This is a genomic window from Actinosynnema sp. CA-299493 (assembly GCF_050946825.1).
Taxonomy (GTDB): Bacteria; Actinomycetota; Actinomycetes; order Mycobacteriales; family Pseudonocardiaceae; genus Actinosynnema.
The window spans coordinates 3961950-3987227 of sequence record NZ_CP191993.1; the positions used below are offsets into that span (position 1 = coordinate 3961950).

The window sequence follows — 25278 nt, forward strand, 5'->3', positions numbered from 1 at the left end:
GGCCGTGCGGGCAGGCGTTCCGGTCCTGGTGGGCACAAGCGGCCCACTACGGCTCCCCAGGACGACGACCACGTGGTCAGCTCGGTTCGAACTCCCGGAAGGAGCCCACCGTGACAACCCAGGCACACCAGGTCGAGGTGGTGACCCCGGTCCGCCCGACGCGGCGCGGCGCGGACGAGGTCGCCGAGTGGTACCGCCACCACTTCGGGTGGCCGGTCGACATCGTGGACGGTGGTGTCAACCTGATCCTCACCAGCGGCCTGGTCGGCTTCGAGCTGCCCGTCCACTTCGCCAGGGGAGTCCTGGCGCGGCTGGTCGACCTCGGCGCCGTCGGTCCGGCCCTGCGCACCGGCGTGCACAACGACCGGGTGGCCTTCCTGTGCGACGTCGACGAACTCGTCCTCGCCCAGGCCGATGTGCCGCTGGGGGTCACCTACCTGCGGACGGGCACCGCGCTGCCGTTGCCCTCGCCGCGGCCGTCGGCGGCGTGGCTCGTCGCCCCCGACCTCGGCCGCCGGTCGCTGCCCACCGCGAACGCGGTCCTGCACGCGGTGCGGCGCGCCGCCTCCGAGGCCGCCCGGTCGGCACCGCTCCGATCCCCGGGGCTCCGGGTCGGTCAGGCACGGGGCCGGAAGGGGTCGGCGTGATCGACCAGACGGGCCCCTACGGGGCGAAGTGGTTCTTCGCCGGAGACCTGCTCCTGCGGCTCGTCGCCGAGGGCAGGCTCGTCCTGGAACCCGCCGAGTCCGACCGGGTGGTCGAGGGCCTGCGCACCACCCTGCGCGTGCTCACCGAGCGCGTCCACGTGATCGAGCTGCTGCGCGGCACCTCGCTGGACAACCTCCGCCGCGCCCACCCCGAGGTGGAGCGCGCCGTCGTGGACGCGGTGTTCACCGACCAGGTCTCCGGGGGCGGCCTGAGCCGGGCGCTGGAGGAGCTGCCCAAGTACATCGAGGCGTTCGAGAACGCCGGGAAGCGCCCGGCCGGCGCGGTGGCGCGCGACGTGGAGGGCTCCGCGCCGACCGACCGCTGACTCAGATGATCCCCACGCGCGCGGCGTACGCCACGGCGTGGGAGCGGTTCTTCAGGTCGAGTTTGCCGGTCAAGGAGGTGACGAGGCCCTTGACCGTGCGCTCGGACAGGGCCATCTTCGAGGCGATCTCGCTGGTGTTCCACCCCTCCGCAACCAACCGCAGCACCTCGACCTCCCGGGCGCTGAGCACCGAGGAGGGCGCGCCGCACTCGGCCAGTTCCCGCCGGAGCCGCTCCACGTACTTGAGCAGCGTCCCGAGCAGGGCCGGCGGCAACTCCCCGCCACCCTTCGCCGCGCTGAGCGCACTGCGCGCCAGGTGGTCCGGAGTGGCAGCCTTGCGGGGCAGCACCGCCACCACGCGGCACTCCAGCGCGGTCAGCAGGTCCCGTTCGTCGAGCGGGTTCGCCGTCACCAGGACCACCAGCGGACCCGGCGCGCTCGCCGCCTCCCTGAGCCAGCACACCGCCTCACGGCTCAGGGCGTCCACCGCCAGGACGACGACCTGCGCGGACGTCGGCCTGGGCACGAGGAGCAGGTCGTCACGCCGGTCGAGCGACCTCGTCAGCCCGAGGCGGGTGACCCCGTCGAACGCGTGGACGGCCACGCGGACGCGCTCCGCCCCGCCGGTGGGCTTCGCGGTCGCCGCGGTCGACTCGGTCATGGCAGGCCCCCGGCTCGTGCCGGGCCGCCCGACGCACGGGGCACCGGGGCGCCTCGCCCGGTCGGCGTGCTCATCCGCGGTCGTGCGTCGGGACGCGGGGCCACGGCGCGGTCGGGGCATCGGTGTCGGCGAACAGGTCGCCGGGACGACCGACCCCGGCTCCGCGCGGGCGTGCGTCCGCCTCGTGGGCGTGCGGCGGCACACCGAGGTCGGTGGTCGTGCTCAGCCGCACCAGGGCCGGGCGCCCGCCGGAGGGGTCGGGCAGCCACACCAGGTCCATGAGCGAGCGCCTGCCGTCCGACGTGACGTGCAGGACGTGCCGCCGGCACGTGGTGTGCTCCGATTTGGGGCGGCGTGGGTCGAGCGGGTCGCTAAGCGGTTCTGCCGGGGGCTCTCCACTGGGCACGACGAAGGTCCTCTCACGGTGAAGGTCCTTTCACGACGGACTTCGGAGCGGCCCGCCGCCCTTCTCGGGCGGAGCGGGAACCGGCGGTGGAGGTCACCCCTGCGGTCGACGGGAACCGACATCGCCTTCCGAATCCGCGGACAGGTGAATGGTCGGCTTTCCGCCGGACTCCTCCCCGATCAGCGCGTCGACCCGGCGTCTTGGATCGCGGCGGTTGCGCCTTCAGGCACGGATATGATCAAGGGTTAACCAAGATTTGATGGAGAACCGGCTGGTGTCGGAAAAGGGAACGCGAATGCGCGCGATCCGTTCACCGAGGGGAATAGCCGAAGTTCTGCGTCCACCAGTGGCCGTCGGCGGTGACCACCAAGCCGACCCCGATCAGGTCGAAATCCGGGTGCACGATGTTCGCGCGGTGCGGCACGCTCGTCATCCACGCCAGGACCACCCGCGCCGGGCTCTCCTGGCCGAACGCCACATTCTCCCCTCCGGGGTGCTCGAACCCCTCGGCTTCCATCCGCTCGAACGGATCCGGCAGTCGCGGCAACCGGTGCGCCAGGGTCCGCAACCGGGCCATGTCACCGCTGTGCCGCCGGGCCGATCGTCGCAACCGCTCGTCCCTGCCCAGCAGCGCGAGACCGCGACTGCGCCGCTCGATGTTCGTCAGGGCGACGACCTTGTCCTCCCACTGGGCGCGCGTCACGTCACGCATCCGCCCACCTTCGTGGTTGACCGACCCGGCCGGGTACGGCATCCGCGGTCTGCTGCCCCTACGGGCATCGGCCTCTGCCTGGTGGTTCGGTGGCTGATCCCGAGCGCGGTCGGAGCCGCAGAGGTAGGACGCCCTTCCTGTTCAGGCACTCTTGGCGGGAATGCCGGACTCGCGGCCGTCGACCCGCCCCATGATGGCGCCGGACAGGTGTTCCGCCACCACCCGGAGGTAGCCCGCTCATGACCGGAGCAGATCGCGATGGCGCCGACGCGACGACGCAGGTGGTCCGGTGGCCCAGCCCGCCGGCCGGGCCGCAGGTCGCCGCGTCGGCCGACTGGGCCACCGGGCTGTTCCGGAAGCTGGACCCGCTGCCCGGTGACCGCGAACCCCTGCGGGTGGAGGTGGTGGGCGGTGGCCCGGTCGGGCTGTCGTTCGCCTGCACGCTGCGGGCGATGATGGGTGACCAGGTCGTGATCCGAGTCCACGACCGGCGGTGGAAGCGCCAGGGCAACAAGGTGGTGTGGCTCGGTCAGGCCGACGGCAACTTCCGGCGCGAGCAGGTGGTGACGCTGCAGAGCAACGTGTGGTCGACCCTGCCGCACCAGGTGCAGGAGCGCCTGTTCGTGGACGGCCGGTTCGGGGAGATGTGGCCGCTGGGCCCCGACTCGCCCGGGGCGAAGGGCCGCCCGCGCAACATCAAGATCCGGTGGATCGAGGACTGCCTGCTGGAGATGGCCCAGGAGCACTACGACATCGAGCTGGTGCCCGGTCGCTACGAGATCCCGCCGTCGTGGGACGGCACGCAGGTCCTGGTCGTCGCGGACGGCGCGAACTCGCCGACCAGGGCGGCGCTGAAGGACCACTTCGGCACTCCGGACCAGGACTTCTACTCGGTGGGCGGACGCCAGCTGGTGGAACCGGTACTGGGCATCCGGGTGAAGGGCAACTTCCCCGACGAGCACACCGTGCCGCTCACGGTGTCGCAGAACCGGTACCTGTTCAACTCGCTCGGGGGCGGGTTCATCAACATGCGGCTGACCGCCGAGGAGGCCTCGGAGATCGTCGCGATCGGCGAGAACAGCCCGGTGGACTGCATCCGCACGTACCGGTGCATGGTGCTGCCGCGTGGCAACCGGTTCGTGTGCGACCGGCACCGGTCGATCTTCAAACCCTCGGTGGACCGCCTGTCCTTCCTGTGGCCGCGCATCCTCGACGGCGCGCGGCTGTTCGGTGCTGGTCCGCAGGACATCCTGGGCATCACCATGTTCAACCTGTCCATGACGCAGAACGCCCGCTTCACCGCGCAACTGGGTCCGTCGACGTTCGCGTTCCTGATCGGCGACGCGGCGAACTCGCTGCACTTCTGGCCCGGCCGCGGCTTGAACACCGGGGTCAAGAGCGCGCTGTCGCTGGCCGGCACGCTGCGCTCGCGGTGGCAGGGCCGGCAGCTGCGCTCCTCGGACTTCTCCGCGCACGAGGGTCTGATGCAGCAGCTCCAGTACCGCGAGAAGGCCAGGGCGTGGACGACCATGGTCATGCCGGACGACACCGGGATGCCCCGCCTGGTCGAGGACCGGCTGCGCGACGGGCTGGAGGGCCCGCACGACCGGGAGGCGTTGACCGCCGTGCTGTGGGAACGGGTGAAGGTGGTCAAGTCGCGGTTGACGGGGCGCATGGGCCCGCTGCCCGACGACGACTGGTACCGACGGCGCTTCGACTGCCTGCCGGTCAAGACGCTCAAGCAGCTGGTCGAGACCGGCCCCTGGATCACCCGTGAGATCGGCGGTGACGAGGTGTCGGTGGACGTCGACTTCGCCGACATCGTCGCGGATCCCAACCCGCCGCCGGGGAACCCCGCGCTGCCGCGTGACCTCGCGCCGCCGAACCGCCCGCTGCCGGACCTCGTGCCGCAGGTCGACCCCGACCAGACGACGCTCACCCCGCTGCGCGCCCTGATGGGCACCCCACCGTCACCGGCGGCCTCCCAGGACTGCGCCGAGCTGACGGTCCTCACCCGGTTGAGCGACGTGCTCCCCACCACCAACGCGTGACCCCGCGGCACCTGCCGCCCTTCCCGCAGACCAACGCCGGCGCCGCACCCCTCACGGGTGCGGCGCCGGCGTTCTGGCCTCGGGTATCAGCGCAGGTCACCGCACGGCGTGGCGTCCGGGTCACCGGCCGCCCCCGCCACCCACCGCACGTGGCGGATGGTGACGTCGAACCGTCCGGCCGTCGTGAGCAGGAAGGGCGTGTTGACCTTCTTCGGGTCCACCCCGGCGGCGGTGAAGCACTCGACCGGGATCTTGACGCTCTGCCCCGTGCCGACCGACAGGCGCCGCAACACCCGGGTGGCGTCCAGCTCGGCCGCGCACGGGTACACGCAGTGCACGCCGATCACCGCGGCCGCGGTCGGCTGCTGGTGGACGACCAGGTCGACCACCAGGGCGCTCCCGGCGTCGGCGTGGGCGCCGAGGTCGCTGCCACCGCCGGTGTGCTGGAGGTACACCTGGCCGGGTCCGGTGCCGCTCCAGGTCACCCGCATCCCCGTCGGACCCTCCGGCGCGGCCGAGATCGCCTGGTAGGACGCGGTGCCGCCGTCGCCGATGGCCTTGCCCGCCCACTCGTCCTCCGCGCTGCCGAGCATGCCCCGGTAGGCAGTCGCCTCCCGACCGCGGTAGACCTCCAGGTCGGCCACCCCCACCACCCGCTGCCGCGCGGGCGAGGTGTTCACGGCGCTGGACGCGGGCGCCTGCGAAGACGCCACCGGCGCGGCCTGGGGCTCCTGCTCCTGCCGCGGATCGTCACCGGACGCCAGGACCGCCGTCGTGCCGACCGCCGCGACCGCGAGCACCGCCGCCACGCCGAGCCACCGGCGCTTCCGCGCCGCCACCGGTCGACGCGCCCGCGTCGGGAGGGTGAGTGGAGCGGCGGGGACGGGGACCACCGAGGACACGGCCGGACGACGCGCGGGAGAGGACGCCGCGCCGGTGCGCCGGGCGATGGCCGCCGCCCCGAGGGCGACGGTCAACTTCGGGTGCAGGGTGGCGTGGATGGGCTTGCCGAAGGTGGCCGACACCATCTGGCTCACCAGCGGGATGCGCGAGGAACCGCCGGCGAGCAGCACGCCGGCGAGGTTGTCCGATCGCAGCCTGGCCGAGTTGATCGTGCGGTGCAGCGCCTCCGTGGTCAGCGAAACCGAGTGCCGCACCATGTCGTTGAACTGCAACCGGCTGATCACCACCTGCCGGGTGCCGGCGGGCAGGGGCACGGACAGCGTGACGTCCGGTTCGGTCGACAGGACCTCCTTCGCCCGGACGCACGACGCGCGGGCGGCGGCCAGGGTGGCGGCGGTGTCCGGCGAGGCCGGGTCGAGCGCCGTGAGCGCACCGTCGAGCCGGGCGTCCAGGTGCGCCAGCATCGCCGCGTCGAAATCCATCCCGCCGAGCTGCTCGACACCCTCCGGCGTCCCGAGGATCTCCATCCCCGCGCCACGTGCGCGCAGCACGGTGGCGTCGAACGTGCCGCCACCGAGGTCGTAGACGGCGATCAGCTCACCGTCACCGAGCCTGCGCTCGACCGAGTAGTGCGTCGCCGCCGCCTCGGGTTCGGTGACGACGCGGACCTCCGTCAACCCCGCCAGCCGGTGCACCTCCTCGAAGTGCTCCCGCCGGTACGGTCCCCAGACGGCCGGGCAGGTGAGCACCACCTCTGCCGGCGGCGCGCCCTCGCGAGCCGTCACCACCGTGACCACGTCCCGCAGTTGCGCGGCCAGCAGGGCCGCCGGCGCATAAGCGACCCCGCCGATCACCAACGGCGTGGGATCGCCGAGCTTGCGCTTGTGCCCGCGCGACACCCGTGCCGGATCCGCGACCGCGGCCTCTTCCGCCGCGTCACCGGTCAGCAGGGTGCCGTCGGGTTTCGAGAACACCGTGGACGGAGCCACGACGTCCCGCCCCAACGGCACCACTCTCGTGCCACTCTCCCCGCACACGGCCGCGGCCGTGAACGTGGTGCCGAGATCGATGCCCAGGCCGTATCGCACCGTCGAACCTCCCCTGCGCGCTGCGTCACAGGAATCCTCACGCACACCCCGCGCCTCGACCTCGGCCGGAAATCCACCATGCCCATTCGGGAAGTCCACTGTGCCCGTTCTCCGCGGACGAGTGGGATTCTCGCGGAGCCGAACCGAATTCGGTGCTCGCGGCGCTCCGCCGGCGAAGGGGACCGTGCGGTAGGCCCCGAACCGCACACGGGGTTCGGGGCCGGCCCGGCGATCCGGACGCCGGTCAGCCCTCCGGCCGACCCCGGTCGTCGGGTGATTCGACGACCGTGTGCTGCACGTCGCGACCGTGCGGCGTCTTCTCCCACATGAACGGCGAGCGGACCAGCTGGAACAGCGCTCGCCACGCCGCCACCCAGTAGAGCAACCAGTAGCCGGGCAACAGACTGGCCATGTGACCGAACGAGATCTTGCGGTGGATGGCCGCGACGATCGTGATGCTCATCATCAGGCCGGTCGCGATCAGCAGCAGTTGTCCCGCGAACGTGCTGAGCCACCCCTGACCGATGGTCGACCAGCGGACCCCCACCAGGTTCAGCAGCAGGAGCGCGGTCGCCAGCGGTTGTCCGAGGAACGTCGCGGGACGTGAGGCGAGGATCCCCAGCAGGGTCACCATCCCGGAAGGCCGGAAACGGCGCAGGGACTTGACGGGGCGCTTGGTGTGGACGAGGACGGTCACCATGAAGCCCTTGAGCCAACGGGTGCGCTGGCGGATCCACGCCACCGGTGTGGAGGTCGCCTCCTCCCACGTCACGGAGTCGATCACGTCGACCCGGTAGCCGAGCGCGCGGCACCGCATGCCCAGGTCGGCGTCCTCGGTGACGTTCCAGGCGTCCCACCCGCCCACCGCGCGCAGGATGTCGGCCCGGAAGTGGTTGCTGGTCCCACCGAGGGGGATGGGTAGTCCGAGGCGTGCCAGACCGGGCAGGGTCATGCCGTACCGCAGCGAGTACTCCAGGGCGAACTGGCGGGTCAGCAGGTTGCGCTTGGCGTTGTAGAAGGCGAGTTCGGCTTGGACGCAGGCCAGCTTGCCGTCCGAGGACGCCGCGAAGGCGGCGGCCGACTTGAGCAGCTGGTCGGGGTCGGGGCGGTCCTCCGCGTCGAAGATGACCACGAGTTCCCCCCGGGCGAGCAGCAGCCCGAGGTTGCACGACCGGGGTTTGGTGCGGGGCGAGCCGGGCGGCAGATCGATCACGCGCATGTGGGGCGCCATGTTCGCGGCGAGCGCCGCCTGCCTGGTCGCAGGGTCGTCCTCCTCGATCAGGAACAGTATTTCGAGGCGGTCGGTGGGGTAGTCCAGTCGCGCCATGCAGCGGACGAGGTCGTTCATCACGGCTGCCTCGTCGTACAGGGGGAGCAGGACCGTGTAGAAGGGCAGTGCTTCCTCGGCGGGCGTCGCTCCGCCACCCGGCGTCCGCGTCGTCGGGTCGGTCGCCGACGAAGACCTCGGCAGGAGTGATGCGGTCGAGACCGTGACGTCGACGATCGCACCGATCAGGAAGATCACCGTCAGGATCAGCGCGAGGACGGTGGGCGCCACCACGAACAGCGCCACCGTCGACACCAGGGCGAGCACGCCCAGCGCGATCTGCCACCTCGCGAAGCCGGCCTTGGCGGTGAGCTCCGGATGGGTCCGGGGGAAGTTGTTCGCCATGTAATCGGCGATCTCCGGTCCACGGGCCCTGACGACGAACTCCTGCAGGGCCACGTGGTCCATTGGTTGGAACGTCAAGTGGCGGTCGGGCACCCGTCGCCGGACCTGCTCCTGGAGTCGCGGGTCGATCGGGGCGCTCGTCGCCACCGTCACCGAGTGGTCGTCGCACCCCACGGGCGCCCAACCTTCGGCGAGCATGTCGTGAGCCGGGATCGTCGACCAGAGGAGCGCCAGTTCCGGCGACACCTCCTCATTGGTGGCATCCGAAGGTGTGGTATCAGTTAACATGTCGGATCCTTCTGTCGAGGATTATTTGTTGCGCGGTGGTCGCTCGAAAGACTCATGTCTTCGGGGTGATATCTGCGTGCACGAATCCTGTGCCCGCCCACTTTTCCGGATGACTTACAGGTGTGTCGCCGGAGAATTTTCGTCAATGGACCGCGACTGTGCTGGGGGCAAACGGTAGAGGTGTCCCCGAGCGCGTGACGCTCAATCCGCGCCGGAGTTTTCCCCAACGCTTGGGGGCCTTACCCGATCGGGCAGGAGAGCCCGGCGCTGCCCGCGATGGGATCGTGGCGCTCGGCGTCCTGCCGCGTCACATCGACGTCACCTGCTGTTCAAGCGGTGAGGGGCCGGACCACTGCTGACGTCATCGAGGCGTCGCACGACGGGGCGGACACCGAACGACTCGGCGGGTCCACGCCCGTGGACCGTTCATCCGGGGGCAGGGGGCCCGATCAGGAATGCAATCGAACAGCGCATCGCCTTCGCCTCGACCACCGGGTCCAGGCGCCGCCTCTTCGGGACGGCGTGGCACACGCCCGAGCCATTTGCCAATGAGCCCCCACCTCGCGACTGCCGGGAGGACTGCGGATCTCGGACAAGGGTGCACGCGCGTGACGTGGATGCCCGCTACCTGGTCCACGCGCGCGACAGGAAGCGGCCGCGCGGTACGTACTGCGGCGGTGCGGTACGCACTGCGGCGGTGCTGCCGGGTGAGGAGCGGGGTCTCTGCCCGGCCCGCGCATACACCCTTGCTCACCGACCCGGCGGCGGGGGATGTCGGAGTGGGACCGTGGCCGGCCGGTCGAGCAGGTCGCCGACGGGTGGCACCGCCTGTCCGCGCTCAGCGCGGGCGACATGCAGGTGCGCGTCACGTTCGAACTGCCCTACCAGCTCCTCGACGACGAGGCGAAGACGGTGTTCGGATCAGCCCGTCCTGACCAACGGGTACCGCGCCCGAGCCCGAGTGCCGTGCGACCGGTTCGACCTGTCGGAGATAGCCGCGCGCCGCCCAACCTCACGCGCACCTGCGGTGAAGGCGCCGTTCCACCGATCCGCCGATCCGCCGGGTTGCCGGGTTGCCGGGTTGCCGGACGACGATCGCGCCGAGCAGCCGTCTCAGCGCCTGGCTCGCACCGCCGGCGTCGGCGGGCGTCGGGTCGCGACGGCCGCGGGCCGCTGCGGCTGCTGTCCGAAGTGGACCAGCACCACCCCGTCGTTGTCCCGGGGGACCTCCACCCTCCGGTAGAGCTTCTTCAGGTGCGGCTGGGCCAGCATCGCCAGCACGCGGGCCTTGAGCTTGCCCTTGCCCTTGCCGTGGATGATCTCCACGAGAGGAACCTTCTCCCGTGCCGCCCGGAAGACGACAGTGCGCACCGCGCTGTCGATGTCCCGGTCGCTGCGGAAGATCGGGTGGAGGTCGACAGTGAGCTTCTCCGGCACTTGATCTCCCATCGCGGTTCTCCCGAAAGGCTAGGGCCGTGGCACGCGAGACCGACGATCCACGACCGGAGTCCTGGCTGAACGGGCGGCGCACCGTGCCCGTTCAGCCACCACAGCTCACCTGCCCGACCGGGTCACCCGCAAGCCCGCAGATCCACGGCAGTCGGTGTGCCAGGTGCTCCACGAGCAGATCGGCCGGCGCGGTAGGGGTGGCCACTGCGCACGACGTGGCGGCTGAACGCCACACCGACCAGCGGACCACCGCAACCGGATCGGTGCCGTGATCCAGGGGACGATTCGACTCGACTCGGGTCGGTGGCGTGCTGTGCTGGAGCGCAACCTCGGCGAAGTCGGTCTCGCGCCGCGGGAGCTTCCAGCGGCGACCGCGAAGAAGCCGGCACCGGAGTCGCGGTGACCGGCGAGGGGGAGCCGAGTCGATCCGGTGCGCCGGTGACCTCCGTGGCCGCGGTGTCGACGGCCGAAGGTGCGAGAGCGGACGCCCGTTGGGGCTGAGTCGAGTTCGGGCGAGCACGTGGCGCGACGCGCGCGCCAAGACTGGCGCCGAAGCGGTATCCACAGTGACGTGGAGGAGCGGGATGCCCGTCGAGTTCGGCACGGATCTGCCCACCCGGATCATCACGGTCCTGCTCGCCGGCAGCCTGCCGCAGGAGATCAGCGTCAGCCGGATCCGCGCGGCGGCCGAGACCTGGGCCGACGCGGCGGCCTTGCTCAGGACCCTGGGCGAGAATGCCGCCGGGATGGTCGTCGGGACGATCCCGGCCGGGGAGGCCGCGGCCTTCGCGGCAGCCCGCGGCGCCCTTGCCAAGCTCGCCCTTGTCGCCGACGACGTCGAGGGCCTCTTGCTGGCGGTCGGCCTCGACGTGGACTCGGCCGAGCGGTCGATGGTCCTCGCGATCGTCCTGTTCTGCTCGGCGATCCTCCAGGCGATGTCCAGTCCGTTCACGGCCCCCTTCGTGCCGGTGCTCGTCCACCAGGGCAGGTACGCCATCGCGCTGGTGCTACAGCGCTTGCACTGGTCGGCTCGCCTGCTCGCGGAAGCGGTGCACGGCGGCGTCCAAGGTCTGCTCGAAGAGGCCGTGGTCCAGGTCAGCCAGTTCGCGGACGGCACGCGGAAGAAAGCCGACGGCACGAGCTTCCTGCTCTCCGGCATCGCGGAAGGGGCGGCCGGAGGACTGCACAGCGCGTTCCGCGGCGTGGCGGACCGGTACCTGGACCGCGAGCTCGTCGACACCGCGCTGTTCGACGGGCTCAACGAAGGCGCTGTCGAAGGGCTCGTGGGCACCGGCATGGCGCTCGCGCTGGGCCAAGGACTGGGCGGAGTCTGGACCGGGGTGGTCAACGGGGCCGCGACCGGCACCCTCGAAAGCGGCGCGGATCGCCACTTCGGTGACCTCGGCGGTGATCTCGACGGACTCACCACCACGTGGGGCGAGGTGGACGTGCCGGAGCCGGAGGACGGCGTGCCCACCGGGTCCGGCGGGATCGGCGCGGCCCGGACACCACCGGACGAGGTCGCGCCGAGCACTCGGGAACGACCCGCGAGCCACGCTTCGGAGGCGGTCGAAGAGCGGGCCGGTGACCGCGGCGCCGTCGATCACGACCTGCCCGGGCCGGACGGCACCGTCACGACACCGACCGCCGATGCCCGACCCCGAGGGGGTGGCCCGGCAGCCACCGGGCCGCAACCACCGAACGCGCCGACCGCCGCTCCCGCGCCCGCTCCAGGGCGAAGTGCGACCACGCGCGAACCCGGACACGCGGACGGATCACCCGTGACACGGAGCCACGACAACGCGCCGAGGACCCGAGATCACCCCGTCGTGCTCGACACGCCCCGCGACACAGCGCCGACACCGACCGGTTCGGCCATGACCGATCCTGGCCACGGCACCCCGGACACCCCGACCACTGCCGAGCCGGACCGTCGACCGGACGCTTCCCCGCCCGCTGCGGCAACCGACCTCGTCCGAGCGCCGGTGCCCGGCGGCGACAGCGGTTCTTCCGACCGCATCCCGACGACGGCGACCACTCCGGAGGCGTCGGGGCAGCAGTCGGCGGAACCTGCCGGACCGCCGTCGAACGCGCACCGCGACACAGCCCCGCCGTCGAGCGGCTCGGCCATGACCGATCCTGGCCACGGCACCCCGGACACCCCGGACACCGCCACCACCGCTGAGCCGGACCGTCGACCGGTCGCTTCCCCGCCCGCTGCGGCAACCGACCTCGTCCGAGAACCCGCGCCCGGCGGCGACAGCGGTTCTCCCGACCGACCAGCCGCCGTCGACGCGGACCCGACCGCGCACCCCGCTGCGGGAAGCGGGGTGGAAGGGCGCAGCGCCGACGAACCCGCGTCGGAGACACCGCTCCACCGCGGAAGCGGCGATTCGTCGTTCGAGAACGACACCGGGGGACGACCGGCCGAACACCGGGGCATCGACGATCCGGCGGCGGGCCGACCAGCGGAGATCGACACACCGGTCACAACGGCCGACCACGCCGGACGGCGGGGAGACCTCCCGATGCCGTCCCCGCTGCTGGACGGGACCGGCAACGTGCTCGGCGCGGTGTTCCTCGCCGGTCGCGACGAGCGGATCGTCCGAGACGCCTTCCTCAACGGCGCGGCGGCGGCCTTCGAGCCCTCGCCCGACAACGCACGACGGGTCTTCGTCGTGGCCCACCACGACCGGCGCACGTTCACCGTGGGAGGGGGCACGACCGGAGCGCACCAGGTGGATGGTCGGCGGTTCGTCGAGCTGATGGCGTCGGTCGGAGCACTCGGTCAGGGAGTGCGGCCCACCCTGCTCAGCTGCCGGATCACGCCGGGCCACCGCGAGCTGCTGCACGGGTGGGCCCGCGGGGCGGGCTTCCACGGCGTCATCGACACCTTCCCGGGGGACATCGGCCTCGTCGCGACCGGGGAGCTGCGAGCCGCACCGCCGGGTGCCGTCCTCGCCCGGTCCGACGAGATCGCGGTGCTCGGCGGTCCTGTCCCGCCGCTCATGTTCGCCTACACCGACACGAGGTCCGAGCTGACGCGGTGGAGCGCGCTGGCGGACCTGGTGCCCGCCGAGGGCGATCCGGAGCTGGTGGTGTTCGTCGAGCAGCGCGACGGGCTCTACCACGTCGACGGGAACCGGGTCGACGGTCCTGGCCTGGCGCGGGCGGTCGCCGGGTCGCCCGCCCTGCGGACCGGAGAGGCGGCACGCGTCGTCCTGCTCACCGAGTCGGGTGTGACGGGTGAAGCGGACCTGGCCGCGGCCGAGGACTTCGCGGCGGCGCTTCGCGACGGCGACGGGGTTCACCTCCCCGTCCTGGTCAACACCGGGCGAGTCGGTGTCGACCCGGAAAGCGGGTACCTGAGCAGGGTCGGGTTCCGGGAGGTCTCGTCCTCGCGCGCCGACGACGTGGCGACGGCGCGGTCCGGTCGCGCGGCCGGCCGGGTCGTCGGACCGACGCCGGCCGGTGAAGTCCCGTCCCTCGTCCACACCCTGGTCGACGAGCACGGGCCGGCGATCATCTCGTTCCCCGGGGATGACCGGGGGAGCGCCGGGGTCGACGTGGGAGCACTGCTCGCCTCCGCCTCCGCCTCCGCCTCGACGATCGATCGCGACGACGTCGCGGTCACCGCGTCGGTGCGGGCGGGGCGCGTCTTCGCGGGCGGGCAGGAGATCCCGCTGGAGACCTTCGCCGCGATCGTCGACAGCCGCGCGGGCGGCAAACGGGTCGTGCTCGCGATGCCCGGCGGCGACACCATCGTCCGGCCCTTGCGGCGTCTTCTCGGCGACACCGCCGTCGTGGCGTCCCGGGACCACCTCGTCCGGCCCACCCCGGAGGTGACCGTCCACGGCGCCCCGGATGCGCCGGTGACCGACCCGGTGACCGACATCGACCCGGCGATCGCGTCGGTCGGCGTGCCCAGGGCAGGGCTGCCGCAGGTCCCCGAGCTGATCACCGCCCTGCGCGGGCTCACGCCCGGTGAACCGCTCGACTCGACGTGGCACGCGCTGCACCAGTACCTGCTCGGCAACTACCGGTACCTCGTGCAGCCGAAGGGGTCCGAGGTCGTCGCGGGCGTCCCCCTGGGCCTCGGCTCCCACGAGGTGCTGATCGCGTTGGAGGTCGAGCCGGTCGGTCGTGTCGCGCGCCCCGCCGGCGCCTACCGCGGCGCCGAGACCGCCCCCGGCTCCGGACCGGACAACTTCAAGGCGGTCGGCACGATCAACAGCGTGTTCCGGCTGGGCGCGCACCAGGACCGCCACACCGGTCAGACCGGCGCGACCCGGCTCAACGCCTCCCTCTCCTTCGGCGTCGGTGTCGACGTGGGCCCGTTGCAGGTGCTGGCCGTGGGTGGAGGGCTGAGCGTCGCCCTCAACCAGAACATCCGCTCCACCAACCGCGTCCTCGACGCCGAGGGCGGGCACGTGGAGGACAACCGTTCCGAGCACGACCTGGTCCACTACCGGACGCGTTGGGTCGTGAGGTCCCGTGACGACCTGACGACACCGTGGTCACAGGCGAAGACCACGCAGGTGCCCGCGCTCCGCCCGGGGCACGAAGAGCGCGGCACGCTCCTGCTGTGGGTGGCCGACCACTACCTGCGTTCCCCTCCCGGACGGCCGGTGGTCGCCGACGTGACCGGGAACGAGCGGCACCGGCTGCCCAGCCACTACTTCGCCTCCGGTATGACGGGGATCCCGGCGCTGTACGACGCGGTGCTCACCCAGTTGGGCGCGAACGGCGTCGCCGTCACCGCGGACCGGCTGCTGCGCGGGGAGTTGGTGCAGAAGCTGTGGAACCTCGACGCGAACCTCGACCACGCGATCAACAACCCGCGGGGGTACCGGTTCGACCTCCACGACGACGAGGGCCGGGCGGTCGCGACGGTGGCCGTCCACACCGTCCGCGACCGCGGCGCGCGTCCGGTCGGCAGCCCCAGCGACAAGTCGCACATCGAGGACGTCCGCACCGCTGTCCACGGCACCGGAGGCGGCCACGCGCTGACCCAGTCGACGACGCTCAGCCTGCCCACCGCGACGGCCGGGCTGCGTGAGCTCGACGGGTCCGACGGCGGGCTCAACGTGTCGTTCAGCCTGTCCTACAGCAGGTCGCGCACCGATGGTCTCACCACCGCCCAGAACGGGCTGTGGGTCGTCGTGCCCCGGTTCGCCGGGCGCACCACCGGCGTGCTCATGGAGTTCACCCACTTCGCGCGCATCACGATCCGCGGCGGCGACTACCGGATTACGCCGGTGACACCCCTGGTGCCGGGCCGAGCCCTGGTCCGGATGCCCGAGAACGACGCCGTCACCCACGGACTGCCCGTCCACGGACCCGAGCCGCGCACCCCCGGCCTTCCTGCCGAGACCGGAGCCGGGAACGTTCCGGTGATCGTGGTCGATCCTCCACCCACTTCGACCGCGCCCGGTGCACCCGACACCGGGGGAGCGGCGTTCGTGCCCCCGCTCGTGCGGGCCGGCCGGGGAATCGGCACCGGGTTCGCGGTCATCGACCAGGGCACGGTCGACTCGCTGCTGTCGATGGTCACGTCGGAACTGCGCCGACACGGCTTCCTGCCCGGGTCGACCGACCACATGCGCGGTCAGCGCTGGTGGCACCACGGCGACGGTCTCGACAGCCGGCTGGCCAACGACGCCCTGCTGCACAAGGTGATCTCCCGGCACGGCATCGAGGCGAACTGGGACCAGATCCACCAGGACGGGCTGGTGTTCACGCTCCGGCACCGGCGCGGCGGCATGGGCGTCACCACCGACGTCGACTCGGCCAAGATCACCCTCACCGCGACGCCGACCCCCGACCGGGAGATCGGCCACCGGGGCACCAGCGGCGACTACCACGCCGTCAACCTGGCCATGGGCATGGGCGTCTTCGGCACGTTCACCGCGGCCGACCGCAAGGTCGCCCTCTCGGTGAGGCTCGGCGCGATCCAGCGCGCGCTGAAGTCGATCTCCGGCGGGGTCGGGTACGCGCGGGGCCACTCGGTCGGCAACAGCGTCACCTTCCTGACCAACCGGCCGGAACTCCTGGAGTACTCCGGCGGGCTCGACGAGTTCTCCACCAGCAGCGACTTCACCGTCACCATCGAGTACCAGCACTCCGGCGTGCGGGGGACCCTGCTCGAAGGGCGCCGCGATCCCGCACCGCTGCGGCTCGCCGGGCAGCCCGCGGTGGTGCGGACAGTCCCGTTGGAGGGCGAGAACGGCTACGAGAGCAGGCCGTCGATCGTGCCGCCGCAGTCGGTGCTCACCCACGCCGTGGTCCACTACCTCGACGGGACCGGGGTGCGCACGGCGCTGCGGGACATGCTCGACGTCCTGGTCGGCCCGGCCGGGCACGCCGACCAGGAGATCGACACCTTCGCCGGCACGACGGTGCTGCGCGCCTTCCTGAAGGAGATCGTCAACGGCGAGTTCACCACCGACCAGTTCTTCGAGCCCGGCTGGTTCGTGGACACCCACGGCGCGGCGGCCGTCGGCGCGTCGATCGGCGCCACCCGTTACGTCGGCAGCACCGCCGACCGGTTCGTGCTCGGCGTCATCAAGCTCTTCCTGTCGATCGCCGGCGACACCTCGACGCGGCGGTCGGAATGGGCGTGGGACCAGGTCGACGCCGCGTTCGGGGAGGCCGACCCCTCCGGGCCGACGGGCGCCGCGGGCGCGGGAGCGGGCCGCGGCTGGGGGTTCGGCGACTTCGCCGGCCTGTCCCGCACCGCGGGCGAGGAACTCATCCAGCTCGACTTCGACCGCGCCTACGTGTTCGAGTCGCAGATCGACTTCACCCTCTCGACCAGGGAGGAGCACCGGGCGAAGCTCCTGTCCCGGGACACGGCCGGGAACCGGCGGACGCTGTCGAGGACCATGCGGTTCGTGCTGGCCGAGCCCGAGGCGCTCGACCGCCACGCCAGGGGTGACCTGATCGTCGCCCCGGAACGCCTCGAAGACGCGCTGACCCGGTGGGCGGCCGGGGAACTCGACCTGAGCGGCAACGTCGTCGCCGGTGTCCTGGCCCGGTGGGCGGCCGACGTCCGGTTCGGCGGCACGACACCGCAGCCACGCCTGCGCGAGTGGGCCGAGACCCTGGCGCGGCGGCACGCCGAGGGCGGGCTGTCGACCGTGTCGAACTCCGACCGCCGCGACGCCTTCACGACCCACTTCGGCCACACCGTCGGCGACCTCGGTCCCCGCCTCGGCGTCACCGTGCCCGAGTACCTGGCCAAGCCCGGGACCCAGGACAACCTCCTGGGCCACAGCGGGGTGCGCGACGTGGAGTTCCTCGACCCGCTGACGGGACACCGGACCTCGTTGTTCAAGCAGGTCAAGGCACTGGTGGAGGCGGCGGCCCCCGGACTGCTCAGCAGCGACGCGGAGGTGTGGGGCTCGAAGGGCAGGCACATCGGCAGGCTGCAAGGCGGGGTGACCGGGATGCAGGCCCTGCTGGCGCAGGGGCGCGACCACGCGATGTGGGGCGACCTGCTGTCCCGCAACGGTGTCGTGCTGTACCTGGTCAACCCGGCGAACTGGGTGCTCGGCGACGTGGTGGAGATCAGGCTCGTCGCGACCCTCACCTCGCTGCCCGAGGTCGTCGACCAGAAACCGGGCTCGGGCCTGGAGAAGTACGGCCACGCCTACAGCGGGCACAGCACGGGCAAGGCCCGCCACGGCGGCCAGCACTTCGCCGTGGCCAAGTCCTCGGTCAACGTGGACGCCAAGGGAGGGCTCAGCGGGGGGCTGCGGGTCGGTGAGGGTCACCACCGCGCCACCAGTCGCAACGAGTCGCTCGTCGCCGAGCAGACCGCGTACGACTGGGGTGGCCACTACCAGTTCCGGTTCGACCAGCAGGTGCGGATCTCGGTGCGCCGGCTGGGCATGAACGGGCGGACGCTCAACAACTTCCTGATCCGGTTCGGCGCGGACCGCCTCCCGGCGGACGCCGATCCGCGGGCGGTCCACCGGACGACCGTCACCGGCACGCTGGACCTCCAGGTGCCCCGGTCGATCGCCGAGGGCAGGAGCGTCGCCGATCGTCGGCCGCGGACGTTCCAGCCCGTCGGGGCGCTGCCCGGTGACGCCGTCGTGGTCGGCACGCTGCTCGACGACCTCCTCCCCGTGGGGGAAGCCCTGCTGCGCACCGCGTTGGGACCGCACGCGCACGACCCCGACACCCACGCTTCGCTGAACCCGACGGTGCTCCTGTCCCGCAACCACCTCAACAACCACCTGCACGAGGCCATCGGCGGCAGGCGCTACCGGATCGCCGACAACCTGATGATCCCGGGCAGGCCGGGTGATCGGGCCACCGTCTGGCTCTCGGGCGAGCTCCACGACGTCGAGGTGCTCCTCGAATTCACCGGAGCGGGCACCGGCCGGTACTCGAAGACGCAGCAGGACACCGGCATCGCGCTCGACACCGACCACTGGCGCCCGACGGTCGACCTCGCCGGCCGGGGAACGACCGCCCTGGACGACGTCCAGCCCCACTCCTTCACCGCCGGACCGGCCCAACACCGCACGTCACCGGCCGGTCAGGGCGGCACCGACAACGTGAACTCCCGCCGGGAGCAGCACGTCAAGCAGATCGCCGGCCGCACGACGCCCGATCCGTCCGCGCCACCCGGACAGCCCTCGCCCGACACCGCGGGGGAAATCCCGGAGCGCACCGCGCTACCGGAGGAGACGGTCGTCCTCGCCCGACTGCGCGGCAGGTTCAGGCTCAGCGCCGAAACGCACCGCCACGCCGTGCTGACCTCCGAACCGACGGTCACCGGCCGGTACTCGAGCCAGTCGGTCACCGGCGACGTCTACGTCCAGGTGTTCCGCTCCGAACTGACCTCCTTCCTCGCCCACCCGCCCACCGTCATCGGGGCACGCCCCGACGCGCCGGAGCCGGTCGTGCGGGTGGTGGAGCACCCGACGCGCGGCGCCGTGGCGACCGCGGCCGACGACCTGACCGCCACCGCGGCCCGGTGGCACGCCGCGGGACACCGCCCCGCTCTCGTCGTCATCGGCCACGGCAGCCGCGAAGCGGCCGACGAGGTGGGCCGCCGCCTCGCCGCCCACCTGCGCGACAGCAGGACGTCGTCCGGCCACGGGCTCACACCGGCCCACGTCGACATCCGGGTGCTGGGACCGCACACCGGCACTGGCGGCGAGCGGGTCACCGTCGTGCTCTCGACCCTGGACGACGGTGACCGCGTGGCCGAGCCGGCGGATCTCGGCGAGCTGTTCGGGCCGGTGGACCTGGCCGCGGCGCTCGCGGACGTCGCCGCGGACGGGACGACGGCCCGCCGCGCACCGGAGGCGGTCGCGGCGCGGCTGCGCGCCGCCGGCGTCGGCGACCTCCCGGTCACGCTGGACCTCGACCGCGACGACCTCGCACGTCGACTGCTGCCGCCCGTCCTCGGCTGGGCCGCGACGCGGGTGCGGTCCAGTCCGGCGGCGAGCGACGTGGACCGGGTGATCGCCGACGACTACGACGTGATCGCGACGGAACCGCACGCGGTCCGCGAACCCGTCGGCTTGGTCGACGACGTGCTGCGACACGTCGCCCTGCTGGCCGCGGTCGACACGTCACCCCCCGACGACGTGCCGGGGCACGCCGGGTTCATCGCGTTGTCCTCCGACGTCCTCGCCCGCGGGATCGCCTTCGAACTGGGCGCGTCCGTGCGCATCGTCGAGACGTCGTCGACCGGTCGGACGCGTGAGTCGCGCGCCACGCCGGACGGTCGCCTCACCGGACATCCCGTCACCGCGGTTCACGTGGCGCCTCCCCACCCCTCGGCGACACCGGTCGACTGTCCCCCGGAGGTCGACTTCGTCCTCGACTTCGACGAGTCGGTGGTCCTGGAGCCGAAGGCCCGGCTGAGGCGGACGCCGACCACCGCGGAAGTGCTGACGGGCCTCGGCGCCGGTGGTGCCGCCCGAACGCCGTGAGACGAACCCGAGGAGTCGCGGAGGATCCGCGACGCGGAGCGCCTCGACGCCGACCCCGCACCGGAACGAACCCAGCCAGACCGAGAACGAGGAGACCGCCGTGGCCGTCGCTCCCCACCAGAACACCGGCCAGGCCGACCTGCCGGAGCCGTCGGAGATCGACCGCGTGACGACCGCCGGGTACGGCGCGCACGGTCGGATCGACGTGGACACCAGGGTGATGCGCGCCAGGGCGGTCACCTACGACAACTTCGCGGACCGGCTGGAAAGTGTCCGACGAGGGCTCGCTCCCGGCCTCCGGGCCGACATCACGAAACGGGGCGAGGACCACGCGGCGTCGGACGAGACGTACAAGACGCTGCGCCCGCTGCTGCACCACTCGACCGACGGGTTCCTCGCGGCTCTCGGTCTCGTCACCGCCGTCGTGGAGCACATGTCGAGCACGCTCGTGCGACTCGCCGTCGCGCACGAGAAGACCGAAGACGTCAACACCGCCATCAGCCGGGATGCGCACGGTCACGGGGGCTTCCGTCCCTGACCGCCGTGACGAGCCGCGGGAAGTCCCCGGCACGATCGGTGCCCTTGTGGTCCGGAAGAAGTGCGCGAAAGGCCCGCGCGATCGGGATCAACGTTGGTGTGACTGGGCCGACACCTCAACTCTTGGTCAAGAAAATGGGCTGACCGGCAGGTGGGTTGATCTACTGCACGAAGTGTTCCCGGCATCGGACAGGACGCAATGCAGGCCATTCTTCTGCTCAGCCTTCACCCCGCCGCTTCGGCCCGGTTGACCGATGCGCTCGGCGATTTGTTCGACCTCCGCCCGGCGAGCTCGGTCCGGCACGCGCGCGAACGACTCGCGGCCGAGCCCCGGCTCCGGGTCGTCGTGCTCGCCCTGGGCTCGGCGCCCTCCGTGCTCGTCCGGAGCCTCGTGCGGGCGACCCACCGGCAGGTCGACCGGCCGTTGATCGTGGTGACGGACGGGCGGGGCGGTCCGTCGGCCGCCGAGTTGTTCGCGGCGGGCGCCGACGAGTGCCTGGTGGACGACATGCCCGCGCCGGAGGTGCGGGCCAGGGTGACGGCGACCGTCCGGCGCGGGCAGTGGTCGGAGTTGACCGCCGTCACGCCGGAACGGGTGGCGGCGCGGGCGTCCACGCTGGTCGTCGGGAACCTGGTCGTCCGCACGGACGTGCGACGCGTGACGTTGGACTCCCGCGTGCTGCGCCCATCTCCCCGCGAGTACGCCCTGCTGCTCCACCTGGCCAGGAGAGGCGGCGAGGTCGTGAGCAGGCAGTCGCTGCTCAACCAGGTGTGGGGTGGGAGGCAGTGGAGCCCCCAACTCGTCAACGCCTACGTCGCCCGACTCCGCCGCCGACTGGGCGAGACCGCCGAGCACCCGCGCTACCTGCACGTCATCCACGGTGTGGGGATCAAGCTCGCCGCCCCCGGGCCCGAACACCCCCGGGCGGCGACGTTCCCGCCCGAGCGCGGCACGGTGATCCCCTTCTCACCACGGGCGGGCCGGCAATCCACGCCGACCGGCGCCCAGTGGTCGGGCTCATTCTTCTCTTAACCGCTTCAAGAAATCCTCAAGACGCGGATCCACGGCCAAAGGAGGCTCGGAGTGACCGGCGTGATCGAAATTCCGGAAAGAACGGGAAGAAGGAACGCGGGAGCGGTGCCGTCGGATCTCCGCCGAGCACTCGCCAAGATCGCCCGGACACCCCACCTGCTCGTCGCCTGTGATTTCGACGGGACGTTGGCGCCGTTCGTGGTCGACCCGCGCGCCGCCGAGCCGCTGCCCGAGTCGGTGAGCGCGCTGCGCTCGTTGGCGGGCCTGCACGAGACGACCGCGGCCGTCGTCTCCGGGCGGGCGTTGCGGGACCTCGCGACGCTGTCCCGGCTGCCCGCCGAGGTGCACCTGGTCGGCTCGCACGGTTCGGAGTTCGACGCGGGCTTCCTGCACGCCCTCGACCCCGGCGCGACCGCGCTCGTGCAGCGGCTCGGGGAGGAGGTCGCTGCGGTCGTCGCCGCCATCCCGGGCGCCCTGGTCGAGTCGAAGCCCGCCGCGGTCGCGGTGCACTACCGCGGCTGCGACGAGGGCGACGCGGCGCTGCTGCTTGACCGCCTCCGGCGCGGCCCGTGCACCTGGGACGGGCTCCACGTCACCGAAGGCCGAGCGGTCGTCGAGCTGGCCGCGGTCGAGGCGGACAAGGGCCGGGCGGTCGACGTGCTCCGGCGCGGCGCCTCGGCCACCGCCACGGTGTTCGTGGGTGACGACGTGGCCGACGAGCGCGCCTTCGGCCGCCTGTCCGGCTCCGACGTGGCCATCAAGGTGGGCGACGGCGAATCGCTCGCCGAGTTCCGCGTGCACGACCCCTTCGACGTCGCCGCCGTGCTGGCCTTCCTGCTGGAGGAACGCCGGGCGTGGTTGCACGGGGGCCACGCCGTGCCGATCGAGCGCCTGACGATGCTGGCGAACGAGCGGTCGGTGGCCCTGCTGACACCCGACGCCCGCCTCACCTGGCTGTGCCACCCGGAACCGGACTCGCCCGCCGTGTTCGCCGACCTGCTCGGCGGGCCCGCGGCGGGTCACTTCTCCATCAGCCCCGAGCACGGTTGTCTGCCGTTGGGCCAGCGCTATGTCCCCGGCACCATGACGGTGGAGACCCGGTGGTCACGTCTCCTGGTCACCGACTACCTGGACCACGACCCCTCCGGGTACCGGACCGACCTCGTGCGCCGGGTGTCGGGGTCGGCCCCCGCCGTCGTCGTGTTCGCCCCGCGACCGGAGTTCGGGCAGGTCCCCGTCCACCTGATCCGCGACCCCGAGGGCCTGCGCGTCATCGGGACGACGGAGCCCGTGGTGCTGAGGTCACCAGGGGTCGACTGGCAGATCACCACCGACGGCAACCAGGAGACGGCCACCGCGGTCGTCCGACCGGGACCGGGCGCGTCGGTCCTCCTCGAACTGCGCTGCGGCACCGACGACCTGTCCGAGTCGGCGCTGGACGAACCGCTCCGCCGCGCCGCCGCGGACGCCCACTGGTCGCGGTGGGCCTCCGGGCTCACCCTGCCCCCGGTGGAGCCCGATCTCGTCCTGCGCTCGGCGCTGACGCTCAAGGGCCTGGTGCACCACGACACCGGTGCGATCATGGCCGCCGCCACCACCTCGCTGCCCGAGGAGCTGGGCGGCATCCGCAACTGGGACTACCGGTACTGCTGGCTGCGCGACGCGGCTCTCACCGCACAGGCGCTGATCTCCGTGGGCTCCCTCGACGAGGCCGAGTCCTTCCTCGGCTGGCTGCACCGCGTCCTCGCCACCGTGCCCGGACCGGAACGCCTCCACCCCCTCTACACCCTGCACGGGCACGCGCTGGGCGCCGAAGCCGTCATCGACGCCCTGCCCGGTTACGCGGGTTCCCGCCCCGTCCGGGTCGGGAACCTCGCCAGTCAGCAGGTGCAGCTGGACGTCTTCGGCCCGGTGGTCGACCTCGTGGCCGACCTCGCCGGCGCCCGCGGCACCCTGACCGACCAGGACTGGGTCATGGTGGGCGCGATGGTGGATGCCGTCGCCCGCCGCTGGCGCGAACCCGACCACGGGATCTGGGAAGAACGCGACGAACCCCGCCACCACGTCTACTCCAAGGTCATGTGCTGGGTGACCGTCGACCGCGCCGTCAAGCTCGCGAAGGAGTACGGGCGCGACATCGACCCCTCGTGGCCCGCCCTGCGCGACACGATCGCCGCGGACGTCCTGCGGCGGGGGTGGAGCGACGAGGCCCAGGCGTTCACGACCGCGTACGACGGCGAGGACCTCGACGCGGCATCCCTGCACGTCGGCCTCTCCGGTCTGCTCGACCCGACCGACGACCGGTTCCAGGCCACCGTCACGTCCATCGAGGCCCAACTCCGCTCCGGCGCCACCGTGTACCGCTACCGGCGCCCCGACGGCCTGCCCGGTGACGAGGGCGGTTTCCACCTGTGCGCCGCCTGGATGATCGAGGCCTACCTGCTCACCGGCCGACGCACCGAGGCCGAGGAGCTCTTCTCGCAGCTGGTCGCCGCCGCCGGACCCACCGGCCTCCTGCCCGAGGAGTACGACCCGGTGGCGGAGCGCTCGCTCGGCAACCACCCGCAGGCCTACAGCCACCTCGGCCTCATCCGCTGCGCACGGCTGCTGTCGGGGGCGACACCCGTGCGGTGACCCGACCGGGCAGCACCCCGCGGTTTCCGGGCACCGTTGCCCGTGCGACTCGGCATTGCGGCGTCGTGGCCTGTTGCATCGCCCTCACCGGTGTGCTGCCCGCCACCGAGCCCCTCGGAGGCGACGTGCGAACGATCTTGCTGGTGGACGACGACGAGGCGATCAGAGCGGCGCTGACCCGTGCGCTGACCGGTCTCCGGTACGACGTGACCGCCGTGGGCACCGCGGCGGAGGCGCTGCGGGAGACCGCGCGGCGCGACCTGGACCTGGTGCTGCTCGACCTGGGGCTGCCGGACCTGCACGGCGCCGCGACGCTGCGGATGATCCGGGGGGTCAGCACGGTCCCGGTCATCGTCATCACCGCGCGGCGCGACGAGCACTCGATCGTGCAACTGCTCGACGCGGGCGCGGACGACTACCTGAGCAAGCCGTTCTCGATCGAGCACCTCACCGCGCGGATGCGGGCGCTGCTGCGGCGCACCACGCAGTACTCCACCGCGCCGGACGAGTGCTCGATCAGCGTGGGCGACCTGCACATCGACCTGCTCGAACACACCGCGTCCGTGGCCGGCGTCGAGCTCAACCTCGCCAAGCGCGAGTTCGACCTGCTCGCCTACCTCGCCGAGCGGCCGAACAAGGTGGTCACCCGCCGGGAGCTGCTGGAGCACGTCTGGGGCGAGTCGGACAAGGGCGGCGACCGGACGATCGACGTGCACCTGTCCTGGCTGCGCCGCAAGCTCGGCGAGACCGCGGCGAGACCGCGGTACCTGCGCACCGTGCGCGGTATCGGCGTCAAGCTCGTCCCGCCGCTCTGACGGAGCCGCCGCGCGGTCGGCCCGGCCCGATCGCCCGGAC

General features: G+C 72.2%; 14 protein-coding genes. 8 read left to right on the forward strand and 6 right to left on the reverse strand.

The features are described from left to right. The first annotated feature begins 110 nt into the window (after window positions 1-110). Window positions 111-647: a hypothetical protein gene (locus ACQPYE_RS17290; RefSeq protein ID WP_498722350.1), complete on the forward strand. Its 537-nt coding sequence runs from the start codon at window positions 111-113 to the stop codon at window positions 645-647. Then, window positions 644-1033 carry a hypothetical protein gene (locus ACQPYE_RS17295; RefSeq protein ID WP_498722351.1) on the forward strand — a complete coding sequence of 130 codons (390 nt, stop codon included), beginning with the start codon at window positions 644-646 and terminating at the stop codon, window positions 1031-1033. Before ACQPYE_RS17290 ends, ACQPYE_RS17295 begins: the two co-directional genes overlap by 4 nt. Before the next feature lies 1 nt (window position 1034). Here ACQPYE_RS17295 and ACQPYE_RS17300 read toward each other — a convergent pair whose 3' ends face one another. From ACQPYE_RS17300 to ACQPYE_RS17310, 3 genes are all read right to left on the reverse strand, one after another. Next, window positions 1035-1694 (reverse strand): helix-turn-helix transcriptional regulator, encoded by a 660-nt coding sequence (locus ACQPYE_RS17300; protein ID WP_498722352.1) that lies wholly within the window; start codon window positions 1692-1694, stop codon window positions 1035-1037. A gap of 70 nt (window positions 1695-1764) precedes the next feature. After that, entirely contained in the window at window positions 1765-2100 is a 336-nt protein-coding gene (locus tag ACQPYE_RS17305) for a hypothetical protein (protein ID WP_498722353.1), read from the reverse strand. A gap of 310 nt (window positions 2101-2410) precedes the next feature. Continuing rightward, window positions 2411-2812, reverse strand: coding sequence for a CAP domain-containing protein (locus tag ACQPYE_RS17310; RefSeq protein ID WP_498722354.1), 402 nt, complete (start codon window positions 2810-2812; stop codon window positions 2411-2413). A gap of 239 nt (window positions 2813-3051) precedes the next feature. Between ACQPYE_RS17310 and ACQPYE_RS17315 the strand changes: the two genes are divergently transcribed. After that, the gene (locus ACQPYE_RS17315; RefSeq protein ID WP_498722355.1) at window positions 3052-4863 is read left to right on the forward strand and encodes a hypothetical protein; all 1812 of its coding nucleotides are present in this window, start codon (window positions 3052-3054) and stop codon (window positions 4861-4863) included. A gap of 86 nt (window positions 4864-4949) precedes the next feature. Here the strand turns inward: ACQPYE_RS17315 and ACQPYE_RS17320 are convergent, their stop codons facing one another. The 3 genes from ACQPYE_RS17320 to ACQPYE_RS17330 form a co-directional block, all read right to left on the reverse strand. Further along, window positions 4950-6854, reverse strand: coding sequence for an Hsp70 family protein (locus tag ACQPYE_RS17320; RefSeq protein ID WP_498722357.1), 1905 nt, complete (start codon window positions 6852-6854; stop codon window positions 4950-4952). 244 nt (window positions 6855-7098) lie between these two features. Further along, a complete protein-coding gene (locus ACQPYE_RS17325) occupies window positions 7099-8814 on the reverse strand; it encodes a glycosyltransferase family 2 protein (RefSeq protein ID WP_498722359.1) in 1716 nt (571 codons plus the stop codon). A gap of 1113 nt (window positions 8815-9927) precedes the next feature. After that, window positions 9928-10263 carry a Smr/MutS family protein gene (locus tag ACQPYE_RS17330; protein WP_498722360.1) on the reverse strand — a complete coding sequence of 112 codons (336 nt, stop codon included), beginning with the start codon at window positions 10261-10263 and terminating at the stop codon, window positions 9928-9930. Window positions 10264-10847: 584 nt separating this feature from the next. On the opposite strand from ACQPYE_RS17330, the gene ACQPYE_RS17335 reads away from it, so the two are divergent. The 5 genes from ACQPYE_RS17335 (at window position 10848) to ACQPYE_RS17355 (ending at window position 25238) form a co-directional block, all read left to right on the forward strand. Beyond that, the gene (locus ACQPYE_RS17335; RefSeq protein WP_498722361.1) at window positions 10848-20219 is read left to right on the forward strand and encodes a thioesterase domain-containing protein; all 9372 of its coding nucleotides are present in this window, start codon (window positions 10848-10850) and stop codon (window positions 20217-20219) included. A 100-nt stretch (window positions 20220-20319) separates the two neighbouring features. Next, window positions 20320-20757, forward strand: a complete 438-nt coding sequence (locus tag ACQPYE_RS17340) for a hypothetical protein (protein WP_498722362.1) — start codon at window positions 20320-20322, stop codon at window positions 20755-20757. A gap of 198 nt (window positions 20758-20955) precedes the next feature. Next, window positions 20956-21789: a winged helix-turn-helix domain-containing protein gene (locus tag ACQPYE_RS17345; protein ID WP_498722363.1), complete on the forward strand. Its 834-nt coding sequence runs from the start codon at window positions 20956-20958 to the stop codon at window positions 21787-21789. A gap of 105 nt (window positions 21790-21894) precedes the next feature. Next, complete coding sequence (otsB, locus tag ACQPYE_RS17350) at window positions 21895-24423, forward strand: trehalose-phosphatase (RefSeq protein ID WP_498722364.1); 2529 nt, start codon at window positions 21895-21897, stop codon at window positions 24421-24423. A 125-nt stretch (window positions 24424-24548) separates the two neighbouring features. Next, on the forward strand, window positions 24549-25238 hold the full coding sequence (locus ACQPYE_RS17355) for a response regulator transcription factor (protein WP_498722365.1): 690 nt from the start codon (window positions 24549-24551) through the stop codon (window positions 25236-25238). The last annotated feature ends 40 nt before the right edge of the window (window positions 25239-25278 follow it).